Genomic DNA, 25,473 nt, shown 5'->3' on the forward strand with positions numbered 1-25,473 from the left:
AAATGTAGAGGGTCCGGCCTTGAAGTCCAACCGCCCGCTGATAACATTTGTCGCAATGCACGCCGATATCGTCGACCTACGCCAGTTCTACCACTCCGAGCTCGGGCGTCTTGCCGAGCAGTCGATCGCCATGGCGTTGTCGTCGCTCTGGGTGCGGCTGCCGCAGGAGCGGCTGGTCGGCCTCGGCTACGCCGTGCCCTTCCTCGACCGCTTCCAGGCCGACACCGAGCGGACCTTCGCCTTCATGCCGGCCGGGCAGGGCGCGGTAAACTGGCCGATGGGCTCGCTCTCGTCGACAACACTGGTCTTCGACGAGGAATTGCCGCTGCCGGATTCCTCGATCGATCGGGTGCTGATGGTGCATTCGCTGGAATTTGCCGAAAGCCCGCGCGAGACGCTGAAGGAACTCTGGCGGGTGCTGGCGCCGGGCGGACGGCTTGTCATCGTCGTGCCGAACCGGCGCGGCGTCTGGGCGCGGATGGAACATACGCCGTTTGGCTCGGGCCGGCCCTATTCCCGCGGGCAGTTGACGGCTCTGCTGCGCGAGACGAATTTCACCCCCGGCGCGACGGCCGAAGCGCTGTTCTTCCCGCCCTCGAAGCTCAGGACCATCCTGCGGCTTCGACGCGCCTTCGAGCGGATCGGGCGGACCCTGTGGCCGGCCTTCTCGGGCGTCATCATCGTCGAGGCGCAGAAGCGGCTCTATCAGGGGCTGCCGGTTGCCGCACGCGCCTCACGCCGCGTCTTCGTGCCGGTTCTGGCACCCCATGGCGTGCCGACCACACGCAATCGCTGACGCCCTCCCGGCTCTCGACAAGAACGGCATTCCGCTTTAATGCCACGTGGTCATTTCCGGCAATTCCAAGGTCGACCCATGAGCGTTGAGATGAGCAAGCCCGTTCCGCGTCCCGGTATTCTCGATATCGCATCCTATGTGCCGGGCAAGGAACATGCGCCGGGAGTTGCCCGGGTCTACAAGCTTTCGTCCAACGAAACGCCGCTCGGCGCCAGCCCGAAGGCGATCGAAGCCTGCAAGGCGGCTGCCAACCATCTGGGGCGTTATCCCGACGGGCAGGCGGTGGAATTGCGCGAGGCGATCGCCGCCGTGCACGGCCTCAACCCGGCAAACATCCTCTGCGGCAACGGTTCCGACGAGCTGCTCGGCCTGCTCTGCCATGTCTATCTCGGCGCTGGCGACGAGGGCATCATCACCGAGCACGGTTTCCTCGTCTACAAGATCCAGATCCAGGGCGCCGGGGCCACGCCTGTCGTCGTCAGGGAAAAGGATCACACCGTCGATGTCGATGCGATCCTTGCCGCGGTGACGGGGAAGACGAAGATCGTCTTCATCGCCAATCCCGGCAATCCGACAGGCACCTATGTTCCGGTCAGCGAGATCCGCCGCCTGCAGGCCGGGCTGCCGAAACATGTCGTCCTGGTGCTCGATGCGGCTTACGCCGAATATGTGCGCCGCAACGATTATGAAGCCGGCATCGAGGTCGTGTCTTCCAATGCCAACGTGGTGATGACCCGCACCTTCTCGAAGGCCTACGGACTGGCGGCGCTGCGCGTCGGCTGGATGTATGCGCCGGCCGAGATCGTCGACGCGGTGAACCGCGTGCGCGGGCCCTTCAATCTGAACGCGCCGGCAATCGCCGCCGGGGCCGCGGCCATCCGCGACCAGGCCTTCGTCCAGCAGGCCATCTCTTTCAACCAGATGTGGGTGGAAACGCTTACCCAGGCACTCGAAAAGATCGGTCTGAAGGTGACGCCGTCGGTCGCCAATTTCGTCCTCATTCATTTCCCCGAGATCGAAGGCAAGCGCGCCGCCGATGCCGACGATCTGCTGACTAGCCGCGGTTACATTCTGCGCGCCGTGCGCAGCTACGGCTTTTCCAATGCGCTGCGCATGAGCATCGGCCCCGAAGAGGCCAACCGCGGCGTCATCGCCGCACTCACCGAATTCATGGGACACAAGGCATGAACGTGCAGTTCGATCGTATCGCGCTGATCGGCATCGGCCTGATCGGCTCTTCGCTCGCCCACGATATCCGGCGGCTCGGCCTCGCCAGAGAGATCGTCGTCGCCACTCGCAGCCCCGAAACGCTGAAGCGTGCCGAAGAGCTTGGCCTCGGTGACCGCTACACGACCTCTTCGGCGGATGCGGTCGAGGGTGCCGATCTGGTGATTGTCTCGGTGCCGGTCGGCGCTTCGGAAAGTGTGGCGAAAGAGATCGCGGCAAGCTTGAAGCCCGGAGCGATCGTCACCGATGTCGGCTCCACCAAGGCCTCGGTCATCGCGCAGATGCAGCCGCATATTCCGGCCGGTGTGCATTTCATTCCCGGCCATCCACTGGCCGGCACCGAAAAATCCGGCCCGGATGCCGGCTTTCCCGGTCTTTTCGAAAGCCGCTGGTGCATCTTCACGCCGGTCGCAGGCACCGATGAAACAGCACTGAAACGGCTGCGTGGCTTCTGGGAGACGCTCGGCTCCAAAGTCGATGAAATGGATGCGCAGCATCACGACAAGGTGCTGGCGATCGTCTCTCATCTGCCGCATCTGATAGCCTACAATATCGTCGGCACGGCCGACGATCTGGAGACCGTGACGGAATCGGAAGTCATCAAGTATTCTGCGTCCGGATTTCGCGATTTCACCCGCCTTGCGGCCTCCGACCCGACCATGTGGCGCGATGTCTGCCTGCACAATCGCGATGCGATCCTGGAAATGCTGGCGCGTTTCTCGGAAGATCTCGCCTATTTGCAGCGCGCGATCCGCTGGGGCGAAGGCGACAAGATTTTCGAACTCTTCACCCGTACCCGCGCCATCCGTCGCTCGATCGTTCAGGCAGGCCAGGATGTGGATGCACCCGATTTCGGCCGGCCGCATCCACTGGAAAAGAAATAGCGATGGTGGAAATCGCGAAGCCCGGCCTAACCGACAAGGACTGGCTGTTTCGCGAGGACGATCATGTGGGCAAACAGTGGGTCTTGCGCTGTATCGATCTCGGCGAATACTTCGTCGCCCGCGAACAAGGTGAGATTGTCGGCTTCCTGCGGTTTTCCCGCTTCTGGGGCAGGATTCCCTATCTGGAAATGATCCGTGTGCAGGAAGGCCATCGCCGGTCCGGTGTCGGTACGGCGCTTTATCGCGCCTGGGAAGGTGAGATGCGTGAGAGCGGCGCGCGTCTGCTGATGACATCGAGTGAATGCGACGAAAGCCGTCCACAGGACTGGCATCGCCGCAACGGTTTTTCCGAAACCGGATCGATCGAGCTGCCCGGCATCCAGACGGTGCCGGAAATCTTCTTCCTCAAGAAACTTGACTAAAGAGCGTCGCATCAAATTTGATTCATGCGATGCGCTTTAGCCCTTTGTATTGCATGTCGTTGTCCGGGACCGCTGCACGCTTCCGGGCGACATGCATTAGATCGGCGGAATCCGGCCGAGCGGGATGAAGCCGCTGACGGTGGCGTTGCCGCGATCGACAACGAGATCGACGGAGACCTTGTCCTTGCCGCCGGCCAGCGACTGCAGTAGCTTCGTCGCCGTCTTGACCGTCGGGGCGATATCCGGGAAGGCCTGTTTCAGGCTGTCGCCCCAGGGGCCGAGCTGTTCGATCTCCAGCTTGAATTTTCCCGAGAGCAGACCGTGCTCGTCGACGGAGAAGGGACCGGTAAGCGTCATCACCTTGCCGTCGCCGATGTCGGCGACGATGCGGCGCAGTTCGCCGGCGGCACCATTGAGGCCGCTCGGGTCGCTGCCGTCGATCAGGCCGGCCTTGCCGGCGATGGTCAGATCGACGCTGGCAGAGAATTTCGGGAAGATCTGCGGCCAGTCCTTGATCGCCGTATTCGCATCCTGCACGGAGATTGCGCCGTCCAGATCGGCCCCGTTCTGGCGCAGATGGATCTCGGTGCGAGCCGCATCGAAGCTGATGGTCTGGCCAGTATAGGAGGAAACCGCGGTCGCCTTCAGGCCCTCGATCACGGTCGAGCTGCGATTGATGCCCTGCAGTTTGGTCGCCAGACTCGCCTGCAGATTTGCCCATTGGGCCGAGATCGAAAGGCCGTTGCTGGTGCGGATTTCAGCCGGCGAATCGAGCTCCCAGACGATATTGCCGGGCGCATAGACCTGGGCTGCCGAACGCAACGCGCCAAAGGTGGCGGAGACGCCGTTGGCAGTGTCGTCGACATCGATCTTCGAGCAGAACAGCCCAATACGGAAAGGATAGCCGCGGAATTCGATATCGGAGCATTCGCCGCTGACGCCTGCCTGATCGCGCGGCGCGATCGCCTTCAGCACCGTGGTCTTCAACGCCGAGGCCGCATAGAACCAGCCGCCGGTATAAAGCGCGATCACCAGGAGGATGCCGCCGCCCAGCAGCCAGAATTTCTTACCGCTGCCGGATTGGCTGCTACCGGATTGGCTTGACGCTGCCATGATGTTCTCCAATGGTGAATCGCAAATGTGATTCCGGTCTGGCGTGCGATATGGACGAATTTTGGGTATTTGGCTACGGTTCGCTGATGTGGAATCCGGGCTTCGAATTCACGGAGCGGGCAGAGGCTCTGATCTACGGCTACAGGCGCTCGCTCTGCGTCCGCTCCTTCGTCCATCGCGGCACGCGCGACAATCCGGGCCTGGTTCTCGGCCTCGACAGGGGCGGCGCCTGCCGCGGCATGGCGTTCCGCATTTCCCCGGAAAAATGGGATGAGGTGATCGATTATCTCCGCGCCCGCGAGCTGGTGACCAATGTCTACCTGGAGCGCCGGGTGCAGCTGCAGCTTGCCGGCCGGCGCCGGATGGAGGCGGTGACTTACATCGCTGATCGCGACCACGAGCAATATGCCGGCACGCTCGACGCGCTTGCGGCGGCGCGGGTGGTGAACGAGGCCAAGGGTCAGTCAGGCCCCAACGACGCCTATGTCTTCAACACGCTGGCGCATCTGCGGCAGATGGGCATTCGCGACCATTGGCTTGAACAGGTCGTCGGCGAAGTGGAGCGGCTGCGCGCCGTGTGACTTCAGGCGGTCGCCGCCTTCAGCTTACGAAGCTCCGCTACCCTTTCGACCGCAGTCGGCGGCAGCGGCACATGCGGGTTAGCCTCGACGGTTTCGAGCAGAAGCTCGTCGCTTGCCCGCTCCGATACCTCGATCAGATGGGCGAAAAACGCGTCCGGATCCATTCCCGGCATGATCGGCGGCAGGATTCTCACCTTGAAATGGCCGGGATAACGACGAATGCTCCGGCGCGGCCAGAACAGTCCGGGATGCATGACGATCGGCACCACGGGGATGGCGAGATCGCGATACATGCGAGCGATGCCGTATTTATAGACCGGCTCGGCGCCCGGCGGACGGCGGGTGCCCTCGGGATAGATGATCAGCTGGCGGCCGGTCGAAAGCTCTTCCTTCGTGCGCTTCAGCACCTCCACCATCACCTTGCCGCGGGCTCCGCGATCGACCGGGATTACCCGCTGCTTCTTGGCATACCAGCCGAACAGCGGAATCCACATCAGTTCGCGCTTGAGAATGTAGACCGGGTCTTTCAGCCAGGGCAGCAGGGCATAGGTATCCCAGAAGGACTGGTGCTTCGGCGCCAGGATATAGCTGCCTTCCGGCAGGTTCTCCAAGCCTTCGATCTCGAAGGTGGTGCCGACGATCACCCGCATCAGCCAATGGTTGGAGCGCGCCCAGTTTTTCGGGATCGCATAGGCGGTCAGGCGCGGCGCCAGGAAATAATAGGGCGAGAGCACGATCATCCTGATGATGAGGTTGGCGTAGAAGATCATGTTGAAGAGGACGGAACGCAGGGCGATCATGAAACTTTCCCGAGGCATGCTCACGCGACCGGCCTACACGATATTGCCCGTCATAAAAAGCGTTTGATTCCGCCTTGATGCAAAAGCCGGAAGCGAGTCGGACGCGGCGCTCTATTGCTGGGCGGTAGCGCTGGCCGAGCGCAGCCCTGTGTGGCGGCCGAAGCCGGTGATGTTGCGGGCGCCGGTCAACAGCACTTTGGCATATTCGGCCAGCATGACGCGCATTGCATTCGGGTCGGTGAACCAGTTTCGGCTCTTCAAATCCGAATTGACCACAGGGTAAGCGATGAACTCGATATCGGGGTCGACATAGGAGAGTTCGGCAAGGCTGCGCGGCATGTGGTAGTTGTTGGTGACGATCAGAACGCTGCGATATCCCTTGGCGTGGATCCAGTTCGAAGCTTCTTCGGCATTGCCAATCGTGTCGATCGCATCGTAGCCGATATCGACACAGCAGGAGAAAAGATCGGCCGAACCCTGCGTCATCCTGCGGATTTGCGCCGGGGTCGTCGTCGGGTGGACGCCGGAGATGAGCAAGCGCTTGCCGGCGCCTTTCTGCAGCAGTTCCACGGCCTGGTCGATGCGCTGGTAGCCGCCCGTCAGCACGACGATCGCATCGGCCTTCGGCTCGGCCGGCGGCTTCAGCGTCGTGACCGAATCGGCAAAACGCAGGAAACCGCCGAACACCAGCGCGATCGCCAGCACGCAGGCAAAACCGCCCCAGCGCAACAGGCGCCGGATCAGCCCGCGCCGCGGCGGCAACGCCACCGGGCGGTCAAGCCCCGGGTCCTGATGAATCGGGTTGGGTGTCGTATCTCCCATCGTCATGAATCGTGACTATACGCTGATTGCGGCGCGGAACAGACGCTTTCATCACAAAACGGCATGGTCACGATCAACTCGCAATGCCGTCGGTGCGTGTCGGGTCCGAGCGCAATGTATCGATTTCATAGATCGTCCGCATGACGGTCAGGCGCGCGGTGAAGGTCGTCAGAAGGGCAATGACGATCATCGTTGCGAAGATGCCGGCATAACCGAGCACGCCGACGGAGAAGGTGCCGAACAGTGCCGTCGCCTGATCGGTTTCCGGGGTGGCCAGCGTGCGGCTCTGCCAAAAGCCGGCGGTGGCGAAGAAGAGAGCGGCAAGGGCGCTGCCGATCGCCGAGCCCTTGAGGCTGATCTTCAGGAAATGCTTCTGAAATTCGGTGGCGACGAAGGAGCTTTCGGCGCCGACGAAGTGCAGAACTTCGACGATGTGGCGGTTGCCCGACAGCGCGCCGCGCGTGGCGAAGACGACGGTCAGCACCATCGCCGAGAAGACCAGGAGCAGGATGCCGGTGCCGATCATCACGGTCGTATGGGCCATGGACACCAGCCGGTCGACCCAGGTGCGGTGATCGTCGAGGGTGGCCTGCGGAATACTGTCTTTCAGCAGCGCCCGCATGGAATCGAAATCCGGCGGATTGCTCTCGTCGATGGTGATGATGACGAGGCGGGGAACGGGCAGGTCCTTGAGATCGAGACCGGGGCCGAGCCAGGGTTCGAGCAGGCGGGCGGTGGCCGCCTCGTCGACGATCTGGCCGCTCTTGGTGCCGACGAAGGTCAGCGCCAGGTCACGCGCCTGAGTCAGCGCCTTTTCCATGTCGAGATTGTCGTCCGGCTTGATCTGGATGGTGATCTCGCGGGAGATCTGGCTCTCCCAGCTCGCCGCCGTCGAGCGGACCATGCTGACGCCGCCGAGCGTCAGGCAGGCGAGAAAGGCCATGATCGATATCACCACCATCAAGGCGCTGCCCTGGATGTTGGACGGCGGCAGGATCGGCGCCGTCGGGCGCACGCGCATTTCCGGCCGCTTCTGCTCAGTCTTGGCCGGCGCCTTGTCCGGGTTTCTGGATGGAGGCTCAGTCATAGATATCGAGATGCCCCCCGAGAGGATCATACGGCGGGCTTCCACCTGTTCCATCAGCGCCAGGTCATGCGTGGCGATCACAACGGCTGTGCCGAGGCGGTTCAGCTCAAGGAAAAGATTGAGCAGGCGCTTGGCCATCGGCGGGTCGACATTGCCTGTGGGTTCGTCGGCAAGCAGCACTTCCGGCCGGTCCATCAGCGCCCGGGCGATTGCGGCGCGCTGTTTCTCGCCGCCGGAGAGCACCGGCGGCAGCACGTTGATGCGTTCGCCGAGGCCCACCCATTTCAACAGTTCCAGGACGTCGGTCTTGTAGGAACTCTCATCCTTGCCGCGCACCCGTAAGGGCAAAGCCACATTCTCATAGGTGGTGAGATGATCGAGCAGACGGAAATCCTGGAAGACGATGCCGACGCGGCGGCGCAGCAGTGGCAGTTCGGGGCGGGGGATTTCGGAAATGTCGCGCCCGAACATGCGGATCAGGCCGCGCGTCGGCTGCAGCGACATGAAGAGCAGCCGCAGCAGCGACGTCTTGCCGGCGCCCGATGGGCCCGTCAGGAACTGAAAGGATTTCTTCGGAATGTCGAAGGTCAGGTCCCGGAGGATTTCCGGGCCCATGCCATAGCGCAAACCGACATTCTCGAAGTGGATCAACGGGCAGCTCAGTCTGTTGTGGGTTTCACCGCGTGACTTGTTAACCAACACCGTTAACAGCCGGTAAATTTTGCCGGAAAGACGCCCGTTTGATGGCGATCTTTGCGAAGCATTAACCATTAAAATTTACGACTGAGCAGGATTCGTTTCAATGCCAAGATTGTCCCCGGCAGCGAAACCATGTGGACATCTGCGAGGCAGCCACCATGGAAGCATCCTCCTTCAGCCGCCGGGCGCCAGGCCAGGCCTATGATTTCCTGCCGCCGGAACCTGCAGCCCGAAAGTACCGGGCCGCGCGTCCCGCCGATATTTCCGACGCGGAATTCGTCACGCTCGGCAAAGTCCGCCCGAAGGAATTCACTGCGAGGACCTATAACGACAACCGCCGGCGCGCGGCGCAAGCACAGGCAGCACAGCCGCCGCAGACACCGGCGATGGCAACTGTTCTGCGCGACGTGGAAGTTTTCCTGCAGCGGGCGTCGATTCGGAGCTTCGCAGGCTTGGTGCTGGCGCTCGCCGTACTCGTCTTCGGGCTTGCGGGCGGCTTCTCCGGCTTTTCCGCCGAGCCGGCCTATTCCGGAGCGCCGCTACACTTCACCCATGTGACGGTGGCGCCGCGTGACGCGAACGGCATGCGGGTGCTCGTGATCAACGGCATCATCGAAAACGACAGCGGCACGACGCAGACGGTGCATCCGATCCGCGCCGATCTTGTGACCGACGAGCGACTGACCGCAAGCATTGTCATCAATCCGCCCTCCGATGTCATCTATGGCGGCCAGAGCCGGGGCTTCTCGGCACGCGTCCAGCATGCCGGTGGAAAACTGCCGGAAGTCAGGCTGTCGTTCCTGCCGTAGAGAGCGACTTGACACGGAATGGCTGGCTTTCCCCCGCAAGTCACGCCAATACCGTTAATTTCATGGCTGACGAGGCTGTTTCAAGCTCGCATATGTGCTAACGGCTTACCCTTCTTTTCATGGAGCAAGCCCTTATGCCTGTCGTGCGCGGAAAAAATATCGAGCCGCTCTTCACTGCCGAGCAGATCGCCGAGCGCAATCATTCGATGGCGCGGGAGATCGCCAACGGGCCGACCAAGGACCTGCTCGTCATCGCCGTGCTCAAGGGTTCGTTCATCTTCGCCGCCGACCTGATCCGCGCCCTGCATGATAGCGGGCTTGCCCCGGAGGTCGAGTTCATCACCCTGTCGAGCTATGGCATTGGCACGGTCTCGCAGGGCGTGCGCATCGTCAAGGATATCGACAGCGACGTCCATGGCCGCGACGTCCTGCTGATCGACGATATCCTCGAATCCGGCCGCACCCTACTTTTTGCCAAGGAACTGCTGTTCGAGCGCGGTGCGCGCAACGTCACCATTGCCGTGCTGCTCGACAAGCGTGTCAAGCGCAAGGAAAAGCTGGAGGCCGATTATGTCGGCTTCGAATGCCCCGACTATTTCGTCGTCGGCTACGGCATGGATGTGGCTTACGCCTTTCGCGAACTGCCCTTCGTCGGCGTGGTCACCGGCGACGCCTGAGCTGGCGCTGTCGAGACGGGTTGTTAACCATTCCGTCCATCGCTTCGACATCTTTACCGATCGAAAAGGAAAGTCTGGTGATTTCCGTCGTGGGCTGAAGACGGAGCAATGCACATATGGCAAGAATTCTGATTACGGAAGACGAGGACTCCCTGCGGTCTTTCGTAGCCCGGGCGCTCAGGCTCGACGGTCACGAGACCGATGAAGCGGCTGATGGCGCCGAGGGACTGGAGAAGCTGAGGGACGGGGCCTACGATCTGCTGCTTTCAGATATCCGCATGCCCGTAATGGACGGCATCGAACTCGCCCACCAGGCAAAAGACGCCTTTCCCGGCCTGAAGATCCTGTTGATGACCGGCTATGCCGAGCAGCGCGAACGGGCCGACGATCTTGCCGAAAAGATCATCGACGTCGTCGCGAAACCTTTCGCGCTTCCCGATATTCGCAAAGCAGTCGCCCGGGCGCTCGTCGCCTGAGAAGCATACCGCCGAAACGCCTGAATGGGTTTCGGGCGGCGTCATGCATATTTTTTACGTGACACAGGTTTAACACGCCGCCGATCGATTATACGGCGGCGTAAGGCCTACTGAATATCCAGCAACCGTTCGAGATACCGCCGTTCCATTTCCTGCGGCGGATTATTGCCGAGCTTTTCGCGGATCGCGTCGAGGATTTCCCGGGCGCGCTGAACGTCGATCTCGTCGGGCACCTTCACGTCGTCGCCGAAATCCGGCCCCTGGACGCGACGCGGACGGCCGAGCGGATCACGGCCGTTCTGATCCCCCTGACCGACCTGACCGTTCGGACCTTGGCCCTGCTGGCCCTGCTGGGCCTGCATCATCTGGTTCATCATGTCGCGGGCGCCCTGGCGAAGCGCTTCGAGCGCGCGGCCCTGGCCCTCGATGGCCGGCTGGCCGCGGCCCTGGCCAAGCTCACGGCCTGCACCCTCCATCTCGCGTTGCGCCTGGCCGAAACCGGGGCCGGGCTTCATGCCCAACTCGCCGAGGCTCTTCTGCAATTCGCCGAGCTGCTTGCCGAGCGCATCCTGCTGGGCGCGCAGCTGTTTCAGCGCCTCACGCAACTGCTCGGCGGTCATCTGGTCGGAGGGCTGCTGGCCGTCCTTGCCTTGCTGGCCCTGTTGCTGATCCTGCGGCTCGCCGTTCTCGCCAGGGTTCATCTCATCGAGCAGCGGATCGTTTTCGCCCATGTCGGGTTCGCCGCGCTGCATGCGGTCCCGGAGCTGCTGATCGAGACGGAAGGTCTGTTCCATCAGCTTCTGCTGGTCGCGCAGGATCTCGCCGAGCTTGTCGATCTGCTTGCGGGCTTCGCTGTTTTCCTGGCTCTGCTGGCCGCGCTGCGGCCTGCCGGCCTGCAGATTGTTCATCATGCGCTGCAATTCCGACAGCATCTGCTGGGCTGCGTCGCGATTGCCAGAGCGGGCGAGATTTTCGATCTGGTCCATCATCCGTTCCAGATCCTGCTGGCGCAGGATGTTCTGGGCGTTCTGGTTCGGCTGCATCGGCGCGTTCTGCATGCGTTGGGCAAGCTCGGTCATGTAGTCCTGCATTGCCTTGCGCAGCTCATCCATCAGCTTCTTGATTTCCTCGTCCGGCGCGTTGCGGTCCAATGCGTCGGCAAGTTTCTGTTGGGCCTCGCGCAGCTTGCGCTCGGCAAGCGAAAGATCGCCGTCCTCCATGCCGAGAGCGATCTCCCAGAGATACTGAGCCGTATCCTTCAGCGCCTCCTCGCCCCTTGCAAGCTTCATGCGCGTCAAGGCGGATTCCAGCAGCAGATAATTGGTGAGCTTGGGGATGGTCTCCTCGGGACGGATGGTCAGCGCCTCGTTCAGCGCGATTGCCTGCGGCATCTTGCGGGTGTCGAGCGCGAAAACCTGCCGCTCCTCGGCGACGGCCGCAGCAAGCGGCTCGTTGAAGGGCCGCGACGGCAGGACCATCTCATGCGGCGGGCTGCGGCCGGTCTGACCGGCGCCATCCTTGGCGACGAGCGTCACGCGCACGCGCTTGCCGGCGAGCGGATGTTCGGTCAGGTTGCGGCTGGTCACGCCCTTGGCGTCGCGGGCGTTGCGGCGGGGAATATCCAGCCGGTATTCCGGCAAAGGATAGAGCGGCGTCGCAGTCGGATCGGTGTCGACCGGGACGATCTCCGCATGCGCTTCCTGAACGCCGTAATCGTCCTTGACGGTAAAGCCGATTTCAAGCGCGCCGTTGACGCTGGGCTTCGGCAGCCCGTCGAAGGCGATCTCCGGCGCCTTGTCGGGGAGGACATCGAAGCTCCAGCGGCGGCCGTTGACTTCGAGGGCGCCATTTTCTTCCAGCTTCATCACATGCGTCTGAGCGACCAGTGCCTGGCTGGTGGGCGCTTCACCGGCCGGCGTCGTCTTCGGCGGTTCGCTGCCTGCCGCCGCCTGCCGCGGCTTGGTATCCGCCTGCACGGCGATATCCTGCGCCTGGCCGTTCGCCTTGCGGAACACGACCTTTTCGGTGGTCTTTCCGCCGCTGACACGAACGGTGAGGCCTGAGAACTGCGGAATGCCAATCGGCGCCTGCTCGCTGCCGTCAGCGGTCAAGTAGACCGGGGCGCGGCCGGTATAGGAGGGCGGGGTCACCCAGGCGTCGATGCGCACCGCCGGATCGACGACCACCTGTTCGGGCGCGGCCTGAAACGCGTCGCCGAGCGAGCCGCCGTTGATCGACAGCGAATAGGCGAAAGCGGTGACCAGCAGCAGCGCAGGCACGGCGCGCAGGGCAAAACGGTCATGCGCGGCGATATCCGGCCGCGGCAGTCCAGCATCGAGGGCTGCGATCTTTTCGGCCATGCGGGTCTGGTGCTCGCGCCAGAGCGCGCGGGCGAAGGGCGTATCGAAGGCCGGCTCGTCTTCCTGGACGGTCACCGGCTGGTGCGGCAGGCCGTTGCGCTCTTCCAGCATGCGGTCGGCTTCGGCGACCCCCGGCCAGCGCAGATTGCGCAAGGGCAGCAGTGAGACGAGAAAAGCAGCGGCAAAGGCGATCAGCAGCAGGATGCGCAGCCAGTCCGGCACACTGCGGAAGAGGCCGAACCAAGAGGCTGCGAGGTAAAAGGCGATGACTGCCAGGACCGACATCAAGGGCGGAAGCAACTGCTCGAAAAACAGCACCACGCGCGCCAGCAGGCGTTTTGTCGTCACCAGCCGGGCAAGCGAGGGGCGGAGCGCAAACGCACCTTTCCTCTGCCTTGAGGGGCTTGTCATCGGTCCGGTCTCCGCGATCTGGCGTTCTGGAACAGAGGGCGCTTCCGGCGATTGCAGGGCAATACGCTCATGACTGACAAGGATAACACTCTTTGTGGCGAAGGCGAGGGCGAGCGGCCGGCAATACCGGCTTTTCACGTTTATTCGCCAAAAGTGATGGCTGCTTCAGTCGAGCCAGGCAGGAACGGAGTCGAGGCCGATCAGTTCGGCATAGGTTCTGCGCGGGCGAATCGTATGGAAATCGCTGCCTTTGACCAGAACCTCGGGCACCAGCAGCCGGCTGTTATAGGTGCCGGCCTGCACCGCGCCATAGGCGCCGGCCGTGCTGACGGCGATCAGGTCGCCGGGCTTCGGCGTCGCCATCTCGCGGTCGAGTGCCAGGTAATCGCCGGTCTCGCAGACGGGGCCGACCACGTCGGCGCGGATGCGCGGGGCGTTCGCCGCCGAAATCGTCACCGGGCGGATCTCATGATAGGCCTCGTAGAGGGTCGGGCGGATCAGATCGTTCATCGCGCCGTCGACGATGACGAAGGTCTTCTCGCCGCCATCCTTCACATAGAGGACTTCGGTCACCAGGATGCCGGCATTGCCGACGATCAGGCGGCCGGGCTCGGTGATGATCTTGCAGTTGAGGCCGCGCAGCTGGTTCTTGACGATCGCCGCATAAGCGTCCGGCAGCGGCGGCGGATTGTTGTCGTCCTTATAGGGAATTCCGAGGCCGCCGCCGATATCGACATGGTCGATCGTGTGGCCGTCGGCGCGCAGCGTCGCGACAAGGTCGTGCAGCAGCTTGAAGGCGTCGTCGAAGGGCTGCAGCTCGGTGATCTGGCTGCCGATATGCATGTCGATGCCGGTGACCTCGATGCCCGGCAGCTTGGCGGCATGGGCATAGATGGCGCGGGCACGCTCCCAGGAGATGCCGAACTTGTTTTCCTTCTTGCCGGTCGAGATCTTCGAATGTGTTTTTGCATCGACATCGGGATTGATGCGGAAGGAGACCGGCGCTTTCTTGCCCGCGCTGACGGCACGCTGGTTGAGGATTTCGAGCTCAGGCTCGGATTCGACATTGAAGCAGTAGATGCCTGCCTCGAGAGCGAAATCCATTTCCTGCGGCGTCTTGCCGACACCTGAAAACATGATGCGGCTGGCCGAGATGCCGGCGGCGAGCGCGCGGCGCAGCTCGCCTTCGGAGACGACGTCGATGCCGGCGCCGAGGCGGCCAAGTGTCTTCAGCACGGCCTGGTTCGAATTCGCCTTCATCGCGTAACAGACCATGGAGTCCATATCGGCGAAGGCCTCGGAGAAGACCCGGTAATGGCGCTCCAGCGTCGCGGTGGAATAGACGTAGAAGGGCGTGCCGACCGCCTTGGCGATCTCGGGAACGGGGACGTTTTCGGCATGCAGGACGCCGTCGCGGTACTCGAAATGGTTCACGGGCTTATGCCTTAAAGAAGGGGATCGAGAAGGAAGGGCTTATCGACGGTTCCCGGCTGTTTTGTCGGCTTGGAAACGTCACCTTCCTTGGTTGCCGCAGCACTCGGCGGATCGAGATCGCCCTTGCGCCCGCATCCGGCAACGGCAAGGCCGATGACGGCGAGAACCGCCGTCAGGCGGATGAGATGCGGCAAGCTCTTCTGCATGGATATCCTCTTCGGCGGCATTCTGATGGACATTGTCATAGCGAAGTTTATCCGCCTTGTGCACCCTGATTGTTGGACGGTCTTTCCGCCTGTGCGCCAAGGCCGCGGCGGCTTGCGCCGCGTGATATTCCTCAGTTGCGGGCGCGCCAGAAAGCGATCTGCTTGCGCACCTCAGAGGGTGCGGTACCGCCGAAGCTCTTGCGGCTGGCGACCGAGGCTTCGACAGTCAGCACGTCGTAGACCTTGTCGGTGATCGCGGAATGGATCGCCTGCAGGTCGGCGAGCGGCAGTTCGGCAAGATCGCAGCCCTTGCTTTCGGCAAGCGCCACGGCCCGGCCGGTGACGTGATGGGCATCGCGGAAGGGTAGGCCCGCTTCGCGCACCAGCCAGTCGGCAAGGTCGGTTGCCGTCGAGAAGCCTGAGCCGGCCGCAGCCTTCATGCGCGCGGTGTTGACGGTCATGTCGCGCACCATACCGGTCATGGCGGCGATCGCCAGTTCCAAGCTCTCGGCCGCGTCGAAGACCTGTTCCTTGTCTTCCTGCATGTCCTTGGAATAGGCGAGCGGCAGGCCCTTCATGATCGTCAGCAGCGCCACCAGCGAACCGTTGATGCGGCCGGTCTTGGCGCGCACCAGCTCAGCCGCATCCGGGTTCTTCTTCTGCGGCATGATCGAGGAGCCAGTCGAGAAGGCATCGGAGAGGCGCACGAAACCGAATTGCGGGGTCGACCAGATGACGATCTCTTCGGCGAGACGCGACAGGTGCATGCCGGATATCGCGGCGATCGACAGGAACTCGATGGCGAAGTCGCGGTCGGAGACCGTATCGATGGAGTTGCGGGTCGGCTCGCGGAAGCCCAGCGCCTTGGCAGTCATATGGCGGTCGATCGGATAACCGGTGCCTGCAAGGGCCGCCGCGCCGATCGGGCTTTCGTCCAGATGCTCGATGGCGTGGCGCACGCGTGAGCGGTCGCGGCCGAACATTTCGACGTAGGCCATGCAGTGATGGCCGAAGGTCACGGGCTGGGCGGCCTGCAGATGGGTGAAGCCCGGCATGACGCTTTCGGCATGCTCTTCGGCGCGGTCGAGAAAGGCGGCGATCAGGCCGGTCAGCATCTTCTCGGTCTTCTCGAGTTCTTCCTTCACCCAGAGGCGGAAGTCGAGCGCGACCTGGTCGTTGCGCGAGCGGGCGGTATGCAGCCGGCCGGCTGGCGGTCCGATCAGCGTCGCCAGACGCGCTTCGATATTCATATGGATGTCTTCGAGCCGGCGCGAAAATTCGAAATTGCCGCTCTCGATTTCTGACAGGATCGTGTTTAGCCCGTGAACGATCTTGTCCTTATCCTCGGCCGATATGATCCCCTGATGGGCGAGCATGGTCGCGTGGGCGATCGAACCGCGGATGTCCTGCGCGAAAAGCTTCTTGTCGAAACCGATCGAGGCATTTATCTCCTCCATGATCGCGTCCGGGCCGGAGGCGAAACGCCCGCCCCACATCTGGTTTGAAGATTTGGTATCCGTGGTGTCGGCCATGAAGGTGCCCGCCTTGAATGCATGTCCTGGAGAATGAAATGACGACAAAGAAATCCCTCGGGCTGCCATCCGTGAAATGGATCGCGATAGCCGCCGTCGCGGGCGTCGTTGCCGGTGCGGCTGCGGTATACGTGAAGGAGACGGGGATTGGCAATGGCGGCGGTGAGACGGCGTCTGTCGAATGCAAGCTGGCCCGGGATCGCATCGCCAGCGTTACACCGCTGATGAAGGGGCAGGTGGCCGCCATGGTCGCCGCCTATGAGCCGCGCAAGCTGACGGCGGTCTCCTTCAACGGGCCGGACGGCAAGCCGCTGACGCTCGATCATTTTGCCGGCAAGACCGTGCTCCTCAATCTCTGGGCGACATGGTGCGTTCCCTGCCGCGAGGAGATGCCGGCGCTGAACGCGCTCGAAAAGGAGATGGGCAGCGACAAGTTCCAGGTCGTGCCCGTCAATATCGACAGCGGCGACGACGACAAGCCGAAGACCTTCCTGGCCGAGACCGGCGTCGATGCGCTGCAGCTCTATCGCGACAAAACGATTGCGGTGTTCAACAGCCTGAAGAAAGAGGGGCTCGCCATGGGGCTGCCGGTGACGCTGCTGATCGACGACAAGGGCTGCCTGATCTCCGCCATGAACGGACCCGCCGCCTGGGACAGCGAGGACGCCAAGACTCTCATCAAGGGTGCGATCGGATCGTAAGGATATCAGTCAGGAGTTGCCATCGCCTCTGATCAGGAAAACGCCGGCAATTCCGATAAGGACGCAGCATTGCAGCAGGAACATCGGTGTTTCGGTCGACATGGCGTTTCCTCCCATTCACGGCAAGGAAAGCATTTCACGGGCGTCCGGTCTATTCGCCCGTTCTGATAATGCCTGCTTACTTACCGTGTCGGGACCGGCACTTCGCCGCGATAGTCGTAGAAGCCGCGGCCGGACTTGCGCCCGAGCCAGCCGGCCTCGACATATTTCACCAGTAGCGGGCAGGGGCGGTATTTCGAGTTCGCCAGGCCGTCATGCAGCACCTGCATAATCGAAAGGCAGGTGTCGAGGCCGATGAAATCGGCAAGCTGCAGCGGTCCCATCGGATGGTTGGCGCCGAGTTTCATCGCCGTGTCGATGGCGTCGACCGTGCCGACGCCTTCATAGAGCGTGTAGATCGCCTCGTTGATCATCGGCAGCAGGATGCGGTTGACGATGAAGGCCGGGAAATCCTCGGCGACAGTGATGGTCTTTTCCAGCGTGCCGACGAATTCCTTGGCGGCCGAGAAGGTCTTCTCATCGGTGGCGATGCCGCGCACCAGTTCGACCAGCTTCATCACCGGCACCGGGTTCATGAAATGAATGCCCATGAAGCGTTCGGGGCGGTCGGTGGCGGCAGCAAGCCGGGTGATTGAAAGGGAAGAGGTGTTGGTGGCAAGCAGCGCTTCCGGCTTCAGGACTGGACAAACCTGCGCATAGATCTTGCGCTTGACCGTTTCATCCTCGGTGGCGGCCTCGATGACGAGATCGGAGGGTGCGAGATCATTGACATCGGACGAGCCCGTGATGAGCGACAGGGTCGACTTGCGCTCCTCTTCGGTCATCTTGCTGTTCGTCACCAGACGAGCCAGGTTGCCGTTGATGGTGGCAAGGCCAGACTCGATGCGATCCTGTGAGAGATCGTAGATGTGAACCCTGTAACCTGCGGCGGCCGAAACATGCGCGATGCCGCAGCCCATCTGGCCGGCACCGATAATACCAATATTCTTCAACACCGCATTCATCTCCAAACCCCCGCACGGCATCTGCCCCCGCGCTGCCGCATTTTTTAGCAATGCTGCCGGACGAAGGATCGCCCGGCAGCAGTAGTAGCCCGATAAAAGATAATTTTCCAGTCATTCGCAAGTGCGAAAGAAAAGCATTTGAGGCGTTTGAAGCGCGTCGTGATCTTTCGGATTCGCTTCTCGCGCTTTCGGTCTTTGCGCGACCTGCATTAGAGCGCCTTTTCCAGTTCCGGCAGGGCTTCGAACAGATCGGCGACGAGGCCGTAGTCGGCGACCTGGAAGATCGGCGCCTCCTCGTCCTTGTTGATGGCGACGATCACCTTGCTGTCCTTCATGCCGGCCAGATGCTGGATGGCCCCGGAGATGCCGGCGGCGATATAGAGCTGCGGGGCGACGACCTTGCCGGTCTGGCCGACCTGCCAGTCGTTCGGCGCATAACCGGCATCGACGGCCGCGCGGGATGCACCGACGGCAGCCCCGAGCTTGTCGGCAAGCGGCAGGATGACTTCCTTGAATTTTTCCGCAGAGCCAAGTGCCCGGCCGCCGGAGAGGATGATCTTCGCCGAGGTCAGCTCCGGACGGTCGGAGGCCGACAGCGCATCCTTCACGAAACGCGACAGACCCGGATCGGAGACCGCCGCGATCGCCTCGACAGAGGCAGACCCGCCTTCCGTGGCGGAAGCAAACGAGGCGGTGCGCACGGTGATCACCTTCCTGGTATCGCTTGCCTGCACCGTCTGGATGGCATTGCCGGCATAGATCGGCCGCTTGAAGGTGTCGGGGCTGACAACCTCGATGATCTCCGAGACCTGGGCGACATCGAGCAGGGCAGCGACGCGCGGCAGCACGTTCTTGCCGACCGAGGTGGCGGCAGAGACGATGGTGTCATAGGAGCCGGCCAGCGAGACGATCAGGTCGGCAAGCGGTTCGGCCAGATTGTTGGCAAGCGCGTCGCTTTCGGCCAGCAGCACCTTGGAGACGCCGGCGAGTTTGGCAGCCGCATCGGCCGCAGCCTTGGCGCCCTTGCCGGCAACGAGGATGTGGATATCGGAGCCGATCTGGCTTGCTGCCGTCAGCGCCTTGGCGGTCTGGTCGGAAAGGCTGACATTGTCATGGTCGGCCAGAAGAAGAATGGTCATGATGGTGTTCTCTCTTCCTGCCTTAAAGCACGCCGGCTTCGTTCTTCAGTCTGTCGACCAGTTCGGCGACCGACTTGACCTTGACGCCGGCCTTGCGGCCACTGGGTTCCTCGGTCTTCAGCACCTTCAGCCGCGGCGTGGTGGAGACGCCGAAATCATCAGGGCTCTTCTTGTCGAGCGGCTTCTTCTTCGCCTTCATGATGTTCGGCAGCGAGGCATAACGCGGTTCGTTGAGACGCAGATCCGATGTGACCACCGCCGGCAGCTTGATCTCGATCGTCTGCAGGCCGCCGTCGACCTCGCGGGTGACCTCAGCCTTGCCGTCGCCGATCTCGATCTTCGAGGCGAAGGTCGCCTGGGCCGAACCGAGCAGTGCCGCCAGCATCTGGCCGGTCTGGTTGCTATCATCGTCGATCGCCTGCTTGCCGACGATGATCAGACCCGGCTGTTCGGCATCGGCGACACCCTTGAGGATCTTGGCGACCGCCAGTGGTTCGACCGCATCATCGGTCTCGACCAGGATCGCCCGGTCGGCACCCATGGCGAGTGCCGTGCGCAGCGTCTCCTCGGCCTTGGCAGGGCCGATCGACACCACCACCACTTCCCCGGCCTTGCCGGCTTCTTTCAGCCGCAGCGCCTCTTCCACCGAGATCTCGTCGAACGGGTTCATCGACATCTTCACATTGGCAAGCTCGACACCGGAACCATCCGGCTTCACTCGGATCTTCACGTTGTAGTCGACGACGCGCTTGACGGGCACGAGAATCTTCATGGTGTCCTTCCTTCAGGGGAAATTGGCTTCAGCGAAAATGCGCGCTCGCGCGCCATTTCGATTGTCGAATGGCGACATGGATACGCGCTTTTCCTCCAATTACAACGCTTCCATGCTAGCGGCGGGCGATTTGCCGGGCAATATATGGACGTTTACGTTCACGTCAATATTCTTGTCGGCGTCGACCCCAAGGAAGGCGTTGAACCTTGCGCCCGGCCGCGTCGACAGTGATGGCCGGACCGGTGCCGGGATCGCTTCTCACAGCCCGGGGCGTGACGATCTCTCGGTCGAAGAGCGGCACACCCGGCCGGCGCAACACCAGGATCGAAAGGGCACCGGCAAGAATGCCGCCGACATGCGCGCCCCAGGAAACGTCGCCGTCGGGTGCGACCGCCAGCATGAAGAATTGCTGGCCGATCCACAAAAGCAGCGGCACGAAGGCCGGCAGCGGCAGCGGCACGCGGAAGAAGACCAGAACCCAGACCTTGACGCGCGGATGCAGCAAGACATAGGCGGCAATCACACCGGAAATCGCCCCCGAGGCGCCGACCAGCGGCGCTTGCGACGTCATGCTCAGCAGACCGTGGCAGAGCGCGCCGGCGGCCGCGCACAGCAGATAGAAAATCAGGAAACGCAGATGTCCCATGGCATCCTCGACATTGTCGCCGAAGACCCAGAGGAAGATCATGTTGGAGGCCAGATGCCAGAAGCCGGAATGGACGAAGGCATAGGTGAGGTAAGTCAGCGGCTCCGGCACGATTTCCAGCCCCTGGGCCAGCACCGCGTCGCCAAAGGCGATCGCCGGGATATAGCCGAGCCCGACGGTCGTTGCCTGCGCTGCCTGCTCGCTCTCCAGGCTGGTGAAAAGCCAGACGGCGACATTCAATGCGATCAGTAAGAGCGTCACCCACTGGACCTTGATATATTTCAGCGTGTTGGCGTCATGAAAAGGTATGAACATCAAGCCCCCCGGCAATCGTGATCGCGGCAAGCCTATCTGTTTTTTCCCGGAACCCAAAGCACATCCGCATGGCCGCGGTCATTTGCATGACGTGCGGCGACGAAGAGGAAATCGGAGAGCCGGTTGACATATTTCCTCGCCGGCTCGCTGACGATCTCGCCGTCGGTGCGGGCAAGCGCCACCATCAAACGCTCGGCGCGGCGCGCGATCGTGCGGGCCAGATGCAACTGCGCGGCGGCCGGGCTGCCGCCCGGCAGGACGAAGGACGTCAGGGGCTCCAGGCCGGCGTTCAACTGGTCGATGTCGCGCTCCACGCGGGCGACCTGCGCCTCGACGATCCGCAGCGGCTCATAGGCCGGTGGCTCGCCGGTATCGGGGGTGGCGAGATCGGCGCCGAGATCGAAGAGATCGTTCTGGATCGACATCAACATAGCGTCGAGTTCGGGCAGGCCTGATGTGTGCAGCCGCGCCAGCCCGATCGCGGAATTGGCCTCGTCGATCGTGCCATAGGCCTCGACGCGCAGATCGTCCTTTGCCCGGCGCGGGCCGGACACCAGCCCGGTCGTGCCGTCGTCGCCGGTTTTGGTGTAGATCTTGTTGAGTTTCACCATGTTGCACCGCCTGATAGGGGGAGGGTTGAACCACCCCACCCTCCGTCATGCTCGGGCTCGACCCGGGCATCCAGACCGCATCCAGCAGCGGCTAGGGGGATGGATCCTCGGGTCAAGCCCGAGGATGACGGAGAGTGGGGTTGGCATTGTTGCCAAACTCGCGCAGTCATACTGACACACACCGCGTTGGGGTGTTTCCTCAAGCCGCTTACCTCACCTCCCTCATTCCTGTTACGAGCACAGGAATGAGGGAGGATGTTTCGGCGTTCATCATCAAAAATGCCCCCACGGTCTTCTCACGTCGGCCGGCCGCCGCCGGTGAACCAGAGTGTTAGCATGATCAGGAAGACGGCGATGGCCTGCAAGAGGACGCGCAGCTGCATCAGCTTGTTGGAGCGATTGGCGTCGCCGCCCTTCATCATGTTGAAGAGGCCGCGGATCAAGACGAGGGCGACGCAGCCCATGACGATGATCGCGAGGATATAGGTGACGGTGGACATGGCATTCAGCTTTCTCAGTCCGTCCAGCGCATCAGGCGGTAGAAGAGGTCTGCCGGAAGCAGCCGCTTCAGGAACATGCCCTGCTTGGCCGGTGTCGTTACAGGATAATGTGGCCTCGGATTTTTCGAGTTCAATGCGTGTTTCAACACGGAATAGACCGCCTCCGGGCCAAGCTTGTGGCGGTTGACCGGGCCGGATCCGTCGAGTCTTGCCAGTTGCCTGACATAGTCGGCTGCGTGCGGCGAGTTCTCGACGTCGATATGTTCGTGGATCTTGGCGAGCGCGTTGGTGGTGAAACGGGTGGCAATCGGGCCGGGCTCGATCAGACTTACATGGATGCCGCTGCCCTGCAGTTCCATGCGCAGGGTGATGCTGAGGCCTTCGAGCGCAAATTTGGAGGCGGTATAGGCGCCGCGATAGCGATAGGGCACGACACCGAGAATGGACGAGCATTGCACGATCCGACCCTGACCGCATTTGCGCATCGCCGGGATCACCTGCCGCGTCAATTCGTGCCAGCCGAAGAAATTCGCCTCGAACTGGGCGCGCAGCGCTGCCGTCGAAAGATCCTCGACGGCGCCCGGCTGGCCATAGGCGCCATTGTTGAAGAGCGCGTCGATGCGGCCGCCGCTACGTTGCAAGACGGTGTCGACCAGCTCGGAAATCGTCTCGGGCCTGGCATAATCCATCAGGAAGGCTTCGATGCCGTCGGTTTCCAAGCCCGGCAGATCTTCCGGTTTGCGCACCGTCGCGAAGACGCGCCAGCCATCGGCTTTCAGCGCCCGCGCGCAATGAGCGCCTATACCGGACGAGCATCCAGTCACGACGATGCTGCGCTCTGCCGCCATGGAATGATTCCTGTACAAAATGGGACTCGTTTCCCATATTCGGCCAGAGGATACAATCTGGAAAGCCGGAGACGGAATGCCGAAGGCGCTGCGCACGATCTACGACGTGGTCTACGACGCGATCTGTCACATGGTCGAGGATGACGGCTTCGCCATGGCAAGCCATGTGGCGCTGTCGAGCCTGCTTGCGGTTTTCCCCTTCCTGATCTTTGGCACGGCGCTCGCAAGCTTCCTCGGCGCCGATCAGTTTTCCTCGACCGCCATCCATCTGATCTTCGACACCTGGCCCGAGGCGATCGCCAAGCCGCTCGCCGACCAGGTGCTGCAAGTACTGACCATTCCGCGCGGCGGGCTGCTGACGATCTCGGTGCTGGCGGCTGCCTATTTTGCTTCGAACGGCGTCGAGGCGCTGCGCATCTCGCTCAACCGCGCCTACCGGGTGCAGGAAACGCGGCCGTGGTATTTCACCCGCCTCGCCAGCCTCGGCTATGTGCTGATCGCGGTGATCATCTTTGCGGCGATCAGCATCCTGCTGGTCGCCGTACCGCTGGCGCTCGACTATGCCAGGAATTGGTTTCCGCTGTTTGCCGATACGCTCGACATCGTCTTCAGCTGGCGCATTTACGGCACGCTTGTCGTGCTGACCGTCGGGCTGCTGGTCATGCATCTCTGGCTGCCGGCCGGCAAACGGCGGGTCTTCGACGTCATTCCGGGCGTGCTGCTGACGCTGCTGCTCTGGCTTGCCGGAGCGCTGATCTTTGCCTATTACCTCGCGACCTTCGCCAACTACACCGCAACCTATGCCGGTCTCGCCTCGGTCATGATCGTGCTGATCTTCCTCTATATGGTCGGCGTCATTTTCATCATCGGCGCCGAGATCAATGCGGCGCTGATCAAATTCCGCGTCTTCCGGATGTTCTCCCACACCCTTTCGATTGTCGGCAGGGAGCGTGTCGAAAGGCCATCAGAGCCCGACAAGGCGGCGAATGTCGGCCCCTGACATGCCGCTGGCGCGCAACTCGCCAATCCCGCTGTCGCCCTGGCTTTTCGAAAGCTTGCGGCCGGCATTGTCGAGAATGAGACGATGATGGTGATAAACCGGCTGCGGCAGGCCGAGCAGCACCTGCAGCAGCCGGTGCACCGAGGTGGCCGGGAAGAGGTCGAGCCCGCGCACCACATGGGTGACACCCTGGAGCGCATCGTCGACCACCACCGAAAGATGATAGCTCGACGGAGCGTCCGAGCGCGACAGGATGACATCGCCCCAGACTTCCGGCTCGGCGGCGATCTCGCCCGATCTGCCGTCGCCGGTTTCCGTCCAGAACAGCAGCTCGCCGATCAGGTCGAGTGCCTTGCGCATATCGAGCCGCCAGGCATGTTTCTTCCCCGAGGTCAGCATCTCCTGCCGTTCGTCTTCCGGGCGCTCGCGATCGGTTGCGGGGTAAAGTGGCGTGCCGTCGGGATCGCGCGGCCAGGACTTGCCAGCGGCCTCATAGGCGGTGACGCGCGTCTTCACCTCGCCGCGCGTCAGGAAGGCCGGATAGACCAGGCCGCGTTCGATCAGTGCGTGCAGTGCCGCCCGATATTCGGGGAAATGTTCCGACTGCCGCCGCACCGGGCTTTCCCAGCCGACCCCAAGCCAGTCGAGCTCCCTGAGGATGCCGGCCTCGAACTCGGGCGTGCAGCGCGTCTGGTCGATATCCTCGATGCGCAGCAGCAGGCGGCCATGTTCGGCCTCCGCCATGTCGTGATTCAAGAGGGCCGAGAGGGCATGACCGAGATGCAGCTCACCGTTGGGGCTCGGCGCAAAACGAAAGACAGGTTTTTGACGCTCGCTCGTGGTCATGCTTTCTTCTGCCATGGATTTAGGTTTCGAACCACTGCGAGGCGATGTGCAGATCATCCGCAACGAAGACGACGTCAGGCAAGGGCTCGAAGCGCTGCTTCGCCTCGATCCGCGCCTTGTGCCGATCGCGGCGGATGCCGGGCCTGTGCCGCTGCGGCTGCGTGAACCGGGTTTTGCCGGCCTTGCCCATATCATCGTCTCGCAGATGGTGTCGCGCGCCAGCGCCGAAGCGATCTGGCGGCGCATGCAGCCGGCGGACGGTCTCCTGACCGCGGAAGGCTATACGCTGCTTCACGCCGAGGCCTGGCGCGACTTCGGCCTGTCGCGCGCCAAGGCCGAGACCTTGTCGCGGATCGCCGAAGCCGTTGCCTCCGGCCGCCTCGATCTTTCCGGGCTCTGCCTGATGCCGCCTGGTGAAGCGCTTGGAGAACTCACCGCGCTGAAGGGCGTCGGTCCGTGGACGGCAGAAGTCTATCTGATGTTCTGCGGCGGCCATGCCGATGTGTTTCCGGCCGGCGATGTCGCGCTGCAGAACGCCGTCGGTGCGGCATTCGGTCTCGCGGCACGGCCTCAGGCAAAGGCGCTAACGGCGCTGGCGGAAGCCTGGTCGCCGTGGCGCTCGGTGGCGGCACGGCTTTTCTGGGCCTATTACGCTACGAAAACACGGCGTGACATGGTGCCGACCGGCTGATCGG

At 62.5% G+C, this 25,473-nt stretch carries 27 protein-coding genes and 1 pseudogene; 11 read left to right on the forward strand and 17 right to left on the reverse strand.

What is annotated here, in order from left to right; genetic code table 11:
- Positions 1-19 precede the first annotated feature (19 nt).
- From MF410_RS21180 to MF410_RS21195, 4 genes are all read left to right on the forward strand, one after another.
- Complete coding sequence (locus MF410_RS21180) at positions 20-796, forward strand: class I SAM-dependent methyltransferase (RefSeq protein ID WP_003589943.1); 777 nt, start codon at positions 20-22, stop codon at positions 794-796.
- Positions 797-886: 90 nt separating this feature from the next.
- The gene (gene hisC, locus MF410_RS21185; protein ID WP_179867196.1) at positions 887-1,984 is read left to right on the forward strand and encodes a histidinol-phosphate transaminase; all 1,098 of its coding nucleotides are present in this window, start codon (positions 887-889) and stop codon (positions 1,982-1,984) included.
- Entirely contained in the window at positions 1,981-2,907 is a 927-nt protein-coding gene (locus MF410_RS21190) for a prephenate/arogenate dehydrogenase family protein (RefSeq protein ID WP_097629642.1), read from the forward strand. Before hisC ends, MF410_RS21190 begins: the two co-directional genes overlap by 4 nt.
- A 2-nt stretch (positions 2,908-2,909) precedes the next feature.
- On the forward strand, positions 2,910-3,329 hold the full coding sequence (locus MF410_RS21195; RefSeq protein WP_097629643.1) for a GNAT family N-acetyltransferase: 420 nt from the start codon (positions 2,910-2,912) through the stop codon (positions 3,327-3,329).
- Between the two features lie 96 nt (positions 3,330-3,425).
- On the opposite strand, the gene MF410_RS21200 is transcribed toward MF410_RS21195, so the two are convergent.
- The gene (locus MF410_RS21200; RefSeq protein WP_097629644.1) at positions 3,426-4,442 is read right to left on the reverse strand and encodes a DUF2125 domain-containing protein; all 1,017 of its coding nucleotides are present in this window, start codon (positions 4,440-4,442) and stop codon (positions 3,426-3,428) included.
- A 50-nt stretch (positions 4,443-4,492) separates the two neighbouring features.
- Here MF410_RS21200 and MF410_RS21205 point away from each other — a divergent pair, with 50 nt between their 5' ends.
- The gene (locus MF410_RS21205; RefSeq protein ID WP_097629645.1) at positions 4,493-5,023 is read left to right on the forward strand and encodes a gamma-glutamylcyclotransferase; all 531 of its coding nucleotides are present in this window, start codon (positions 4,493-4,495) and stop codon (positions 5,021-5,023) included.
- Positions 5,024-5,025: 2 nt separating this feature from the next.
- Here the strand turns inward: MF410_RS21205 and MF410_RS21210 are convergent, their stop codons facing one another.
- The 4 genes and pseudogenes from MF410_RS21210 to ftsE form a co-directional block, all read right to left on the reverse strand.
- Positions 5,026-5,823 (reverse strand): 1-acyl-sn-glycerol-3-phosphate acyltransferase, encoded by a 798-nt coding sequence (locus tag MF410_RS21210; RefSeq protein ID WP_097629646.1) that lies wholly within the window; start codon positions 5,821-5,823, stop codon positions 5,026-5,028.
- A 111-nt stretch (positions 5,824-5,934) separates the two neighbouring features.
- On the reverse strand, positions 5,935-6,651 hold the full coding sequence (locus MF410_RS21215; RefSeq protein WP_097629647.1) for a YdcF family protein: 717 nt from the start codon (positions 6,649-6,651) through the stop codon (positions 5,935-5,937).
- Positions 6,652-6,718: 67 nt separating this feature from the next.
- A complete protein-coding gene (locus tag MF410_RS21220; RefSeq protein ID WP_097629648.1) occupies positions 6,719-7,732 on the reverse strand; it encodes an ABC transporter permease in 1,014 nt (337 codons plus the stop codon).
- Positions 7,725-8,383, reverse strand: a pseudogene (ftsE, locus tag MF410_RS21225) (cell division ATP-binding protein FtsE). Before ftsE ends, MF410_RS21220 begins: the two are co-directional and overlap by 8 nt.
- Before the next feature lie 206 nt (positions 8,384-8,589).
- On the opposite strand from ftsE, the gene MF410_RS21230 reads away from it, so the two are divergent.
- The 3 genes from MF410_RS21230 (at position 8,590) to MF410_RS21240 (ending at position 10,393) form a co-directional block, all read left to right on the forward strand.
- The gene (locus tag MF410_RS21230) at positions 8,590-9,240 is read left to right on the forward strand and encodes a hypothetical protein (protein WP_131711806.1); all 651 of its coding nucleotides are present in this window, start codon (positions 8,590-8,592) and stop codon (positions 9,238-9,240) included.
- A 134-nt stretch (positions 9,241-9,374) separates the two neighbouring features.
- Entirely contained in the window at positions 9,375-9,917 is a 543-nt protein-coding gene (gene hpt / locus MF410_RS21235; RefSeq protein ID WP_003567049.1) for a hypoxanthine phosphoribosyltransferase, read from the forward strand.
- Between the two features lie 116 nt (positions 9,918-10,033).
- A complete protein-coding gene (locus MF410_RS21240; protein ID WP_003567048.1) occupies positions 10,034-10,393 on the forward strand; it encodes a response regulator in 360 nt (119 codons plus the stop codon).
- 107 nt (positions 10,394-10,500) lie between these two features.
- On the opposite strand, the gene MF410_RS21245 is transcribed toward MF410_RS21240, so the two are convergent.
- The 4 genes from MF410_RS21245 to argH form a co-directional block, all read right to left on the reverse strand.
- Complete coding sequence (locus MF410_RS21245) at positions 10,501-13,164, reverse strand: TIGR02302 family protein (protein WP_097629649.1); 2,664 nt, start codon at positions 13,162-13,164, stop codon at positions 10,501-10,503.
- 165 nt (positions 13,165-13,329) lie between these two features.
- The gene (gene lysA, locus MF410_RS21250; RefSeq protein WP_097629650.1) at positions 13,330-14,598 is read right to left on the reverse strand and encodes a diaminopimelate decarboxylase; all 1,269 of its coding nucleotides are present in this window, start codon (positions 14,596-14,598) and stop codon (positions 13,330-13,332) included.
- Positions 14,599-14,609: 11 nt separating this feature from the next.
- Positions 14,610-14,804, reverse strand: a complete 195-nt coding sequence (locus MF410_RS21255) for a lipoprotein (RefSeq protein ID WP_003582619.1) — start codon at positions 14,802-14,804, stop codon at positions 14,610-14,612.
- 131 nt (positions 14,805-14,935) lie between these two features.
- Positions 14,936-16,336 (reverse strand): argininosuccinate lyase, encoded by a 1,401-nt coding sequence (argH, locus tag MF410_RS21260; RefSeq protein WP_097629651.1) that lies wholly within the window; start codon positions 16,334-16,336, stop codon positions 14,936-14,938.
- A gap of 38 nt (positions 16,337-16,374) precedes the next feature.
- Here argH and MF410_RS21265 point away from each other — a divergent pair, with 38 nt between their 5' ends.
- The gene (locus MF410_RS21265) at positions 16,375-17,037 is read left to right on the forward strand and encodes a TlpA disulfide reductase family protein (protein ID WP_097629652.1); all 663 of its coding nucleotides are present in this window, start codon (positions 16,375-16,377) and stop codon (positions 17,035-17,037) included.
- A gap of 182 nt (positions 17,038-17,219) precedes the next feature.
- Here MF410_RS21265 and MF410_RS21270 read toward each other — a convergent pair whose 3' ends face one another.
- The 7 genes from MF410_RS21270 to MF410_RS21300 form a co-directional block, all read right to left on the reverse strand.
- On the reverse strand, positions 17,220-18,101 hold the full coding sequence (locus tag MF410_RS21270) for a 3-hydroxybutyryl-CoA dehydrogenase (RefSeq protein WP_239620024.1): 882 nt from the start codon (positions 18,099-18,101) through the stop codon (positions 17,220-17,222).
- A gap of 209 nt (positions 18,102-18,310) precedes the next feature.
- Positions 18,311-19,240, reverse strand: a complete 930-nt coding sequence (locus MF410_RS21275; protein ID WP_239620027.1) for an electron transfer flavoprotein subunit alpha/FixB family protein — start codon at positions 19,238-19,240, stop codon at positions 18,311-18,313.
- A gap of 22 nt (positions 19,241-19,262) precedes the next feature.
- Positions 19,263-20,012, reverse strand: a complete 750-nt coding sequence (locus MF410_RS21280) for an electron transfer flavoprotein subunit beta/FixA family protein (protein ID WP_131711807.1) — start codon at positions 20,010-20,012, stop codon at positions 19,263-19,265.
- Between the two features lie 163 nt (positions 20,013-20,175).
- Positions 20,176-20,973, reverse strand: coding sequence for a rhomboid family intramembrane serine protease (locus tag MF410_RS21285; protein ID WP_097629823.1), 798 nt, complete (start codon positions 20,971-20,973; stop codon positions 20,176-20,178).
- A 32-nt stretch (positions 20,974-21,005) separates the two neighbouring features.
- Positions 21,006-21,584, reverse strand: a complete 579-nt coding sequence (locus MF410_RS21290) for a cob(I)yrinic acid a,c-diamide adenosyltransferase (RefSeq protein WP_097629819.1) — start codon at positions 21,582-21,584, stop codon at positions 21,006-21,008.
- A gap of 296 nt (positions 21,585-21,880) precedes the next feature.
- Positions 21,881-22,084 carry a twin transmembrane helix small protein gene (locus MF410_RS21295; protein ID WP_097629818.1) on the reverse strand — a complete coding sequence of 68 codons (204 nt, stop codon included), beginning with the start codon at positions 22,082-22,084 and terminating at the stop codon, positions 21,881-21,883.
- A 14-nt stretch (positions 22,085-22,098) separates the two neighbouring features.
- A complete protein-coding gene (locus MF410_RS21300; protein ID WP_097629817.1) occupies positions 22,099-22,932 on the reverse strand; it encodes an SDR family oxidoreductase in 834 nt (277 codons plus the stop codon).
- Positions 22,933-23,008: 76 nt separating this feature from the next.
- Between MF410_RS21300 and MF410_RS21305 the strand changes: the two genes are divergently transcribed.
- Entirely contained in the window at positions 23,009-23,932 is a 924-nt protein-coding gene (locus MF410_RS21305) for a YihY/virulence factor BrkB family protein (RefSeq protein ID WP_097629816.1), read from the forward strand.
- On the opposite strand, the gene gluQRS is transcribed toward MF410_RS21305, so the two are convergent.
- Positions 23,897-24,778 carry a tRNA glutamyl-Q(34) synthetase GluQRS gene (gene gluQRS / locus MF410_RS21310; protein WP_097629815.1) on the reverse strand — a complete coding sequence of 294 codons (882 nt, stop codon included), beginning with the start codon at positions 24,776-24,778 and terminating at the stop codon, positions 23,897-23,899. The two genes, MF410_RS21305 and gluQRS, sit on opposite strands and share 36 nt — an antisense overlap.
- Here gluQRS and MF410_RS21315 point away from each other — a divergent pair.
- Complete coding sequence (locus MF410_RS21315) at positions 24,777-25,469, forward strand: DNA-3-methyladenine glycosylase (RefSeq protein ID WP_097629814.1); 693 nt, start codon at positions 24,777-24,779, stop codon at positions 25,467-25,469. The two genes, gluQRS and MF410_RS21315, sit on opposite strands and share 2 nt — an antisense overlap.
- Positions 25,470-25,473 lie beyond the last annotated feature (4 nt).

Origin of the sequence: Rhizobium sp. C104 (assembly GCF_022354505.1) — a bacterium.
Taxonomy (GTDB): Bacteria; Pseudomonadota; Alphaproteobacteria; order Rhizobiales; family Rhizobiaceae; genus Rhizobium; species Rhizobium redzepovicii.

Bases quoted from the DNA above. Each gene is read 5' to 3' on its own strand.
- MF410_RS21305 (WP_097629816.1), top strand. From the start codon at position 23,009: ATGCCGAAGGCGCTGCGCACGATCTACGACGTGGTCTACGACGCGATC.
- MF410_RS21195 (WP_097629643.1), top strand. From the start codon at position 2,910: ATGGTGGAAATCGCGAAGCCCGGCCTAACCGACAAGGACTGGCTGTTT.
- MF410_RS21315 (WP_097629814.1), top strand. From the start codon at position 24,777: ATGCTTTCTTCTGCCATGGATTTAGGTTTCGAACCACTGCGAGGCGAT.
- MF410_RS21265 (WP_097629652.1), top strand. From the start codon at position 16,375: ATGACGACAAAGAAATCCCTCGGGCTGCCATCCGTGAAATGGATCGCG.
- MF410_RS21255 (WP_003582619.1), bottom strand. From the start codon at position 14,804: ATGCAGAAGAGCTTGCCGCATCTCATCCGCCTGACGGCGGTTCTCGCC.
- MF410_RS21275 (WP_239620027.1), bottom strand. From the start codon at position 19,240: ATGACCATTCTTCTTCTGGCCGACCATGACAATGTCAGCCTTTCCGAC.
- hpt (WP_003567049.1), top strand. From the start codon at position 9,375: ATGCCTGTCGTGCGCGGAAAAAATATCGAGCCGCTCTTCACTGCCGAG.
- MF410_RS21270 (WP_239620024.1), bottom strand. From the start codon at position 18,101: ATGAATGCGGTGTTGAAGAATATTGGTATTATCGGTGCCGGCCAGATG.
- MF410_RS21280 (WP_131711807.1), bottom strand. From the start codon at position 20,012: ATGAAGATTCTCGTGCCCGTCAAGCGCGTCGTCGACTACAACGTGAAG.
- MF410_RS21190 (WP_097629642.1), top strand. From the start codon at position 1,981: ATGAACGTGCAGTTCGATCGTATCGCGCTGATCGGCATCGGCCTGATC.
- MF410_RS21205 (WP_097629645.1), top strand. From the start codon at position 4,493: ATGGACGAATTTTGGGTATTTGGCTACGGTTCGCTGATGTGGAATCCG.
- MF410_RS21300 (WP_097629817.1), bottom strand. From the start codon at position 22,932: ATGGCGGCAGAGCGCAGCATCGTCGTGACTGGATGCTCGTCCGGTATA.
- MF410_RS21215 (WP_097629647.1), bottom strand. From the start codon at position 6,651: ATGACGATGGGAGATACGACACCCAACCCGATTCATCAGGACCCGGGG.
- hisC (WP_179867196.1), top strand. From the start codon at position 887: ATGAGCAAGCCCGTTCCGCGTCCCGGTATTCTCGATATCGCATCCTAT.
- gluQRS (WP_097629815.1), bottom strand. From the start codon at position 24,778: ATGACCACGAGCGAGCGTCAAAAACCTGTCTTTCGTTTTGCGCCGAGC.
- MF410_RS21245 (WP_097629649.1), bottom strand. From the start codon at position 13,164: ATGACAAGCCCCTCAAGGCAGAGGAAAGGTGCGTTTGCGCTCCGCCCC.
- MF410_RS21230 (WP_131711806.1), top strand. From the start codon at position 8,590: ATGGAAGCATCCTCCTTCAGCCGCCGGGCGCCAGGCCAGGCCTATGAT.
- MF410_RS21210 (WP_097629646.1), bottom strand. From the start codon at position 5,823: ATGATCGCCCTGCGTTCCGTCCTCTTCAACATGATCTTCTACGCCAAC.
- argH (WP_097629651.1), bottom strand. From the start codon at position 16,336: ATGGCCGACACCACGGATACCAAATCTTCAAACCAGATGTGGGGCGGG.
- MF410_RS21200 (WP_097629644.1), bottom strand. From the start codon at position 4,442: ATGGCAGCGTCAAGCCAATCCGGTAGCAGCCAATCCGGCAGCGGTAAG.
- MF410_RS21290 (WP_097629819.1), bottom strand. From the start codon at position 21,584: ATGGTGAAACTCAACAAGATCTACACCAAAACCGGCGACGACGGCACG.
- MF410_RS21240 (WP_003567048.1), top strand. From the start codon at position 10,034: ATGGCAAGAATTCTGATTACGGAAGACGAGGACTCCCTGCGGTCTTTC.
- MF410_RS21295 (WP_097629818.1), bottom strand. From the start codon at position 22,084: ATGTCCACCGTCACCTATATCCTCGCGATCATCGTCATGGGCTGCGTC.
- MF410_RS21220 (WP_097629648.1), bottom strand. From the start codon at position 7,732: ATGACTGAGCCTCCATCCAGAAACCCGGACAAGGCGCCGGCCAAGACT.
- MF410_RS21285 (WP_097629823.1), bottom strand. From the start codon at position 20,973: ATGTTCATACCTTTTCATGACGCCAACACGCTGAAATATATCAAGGTC.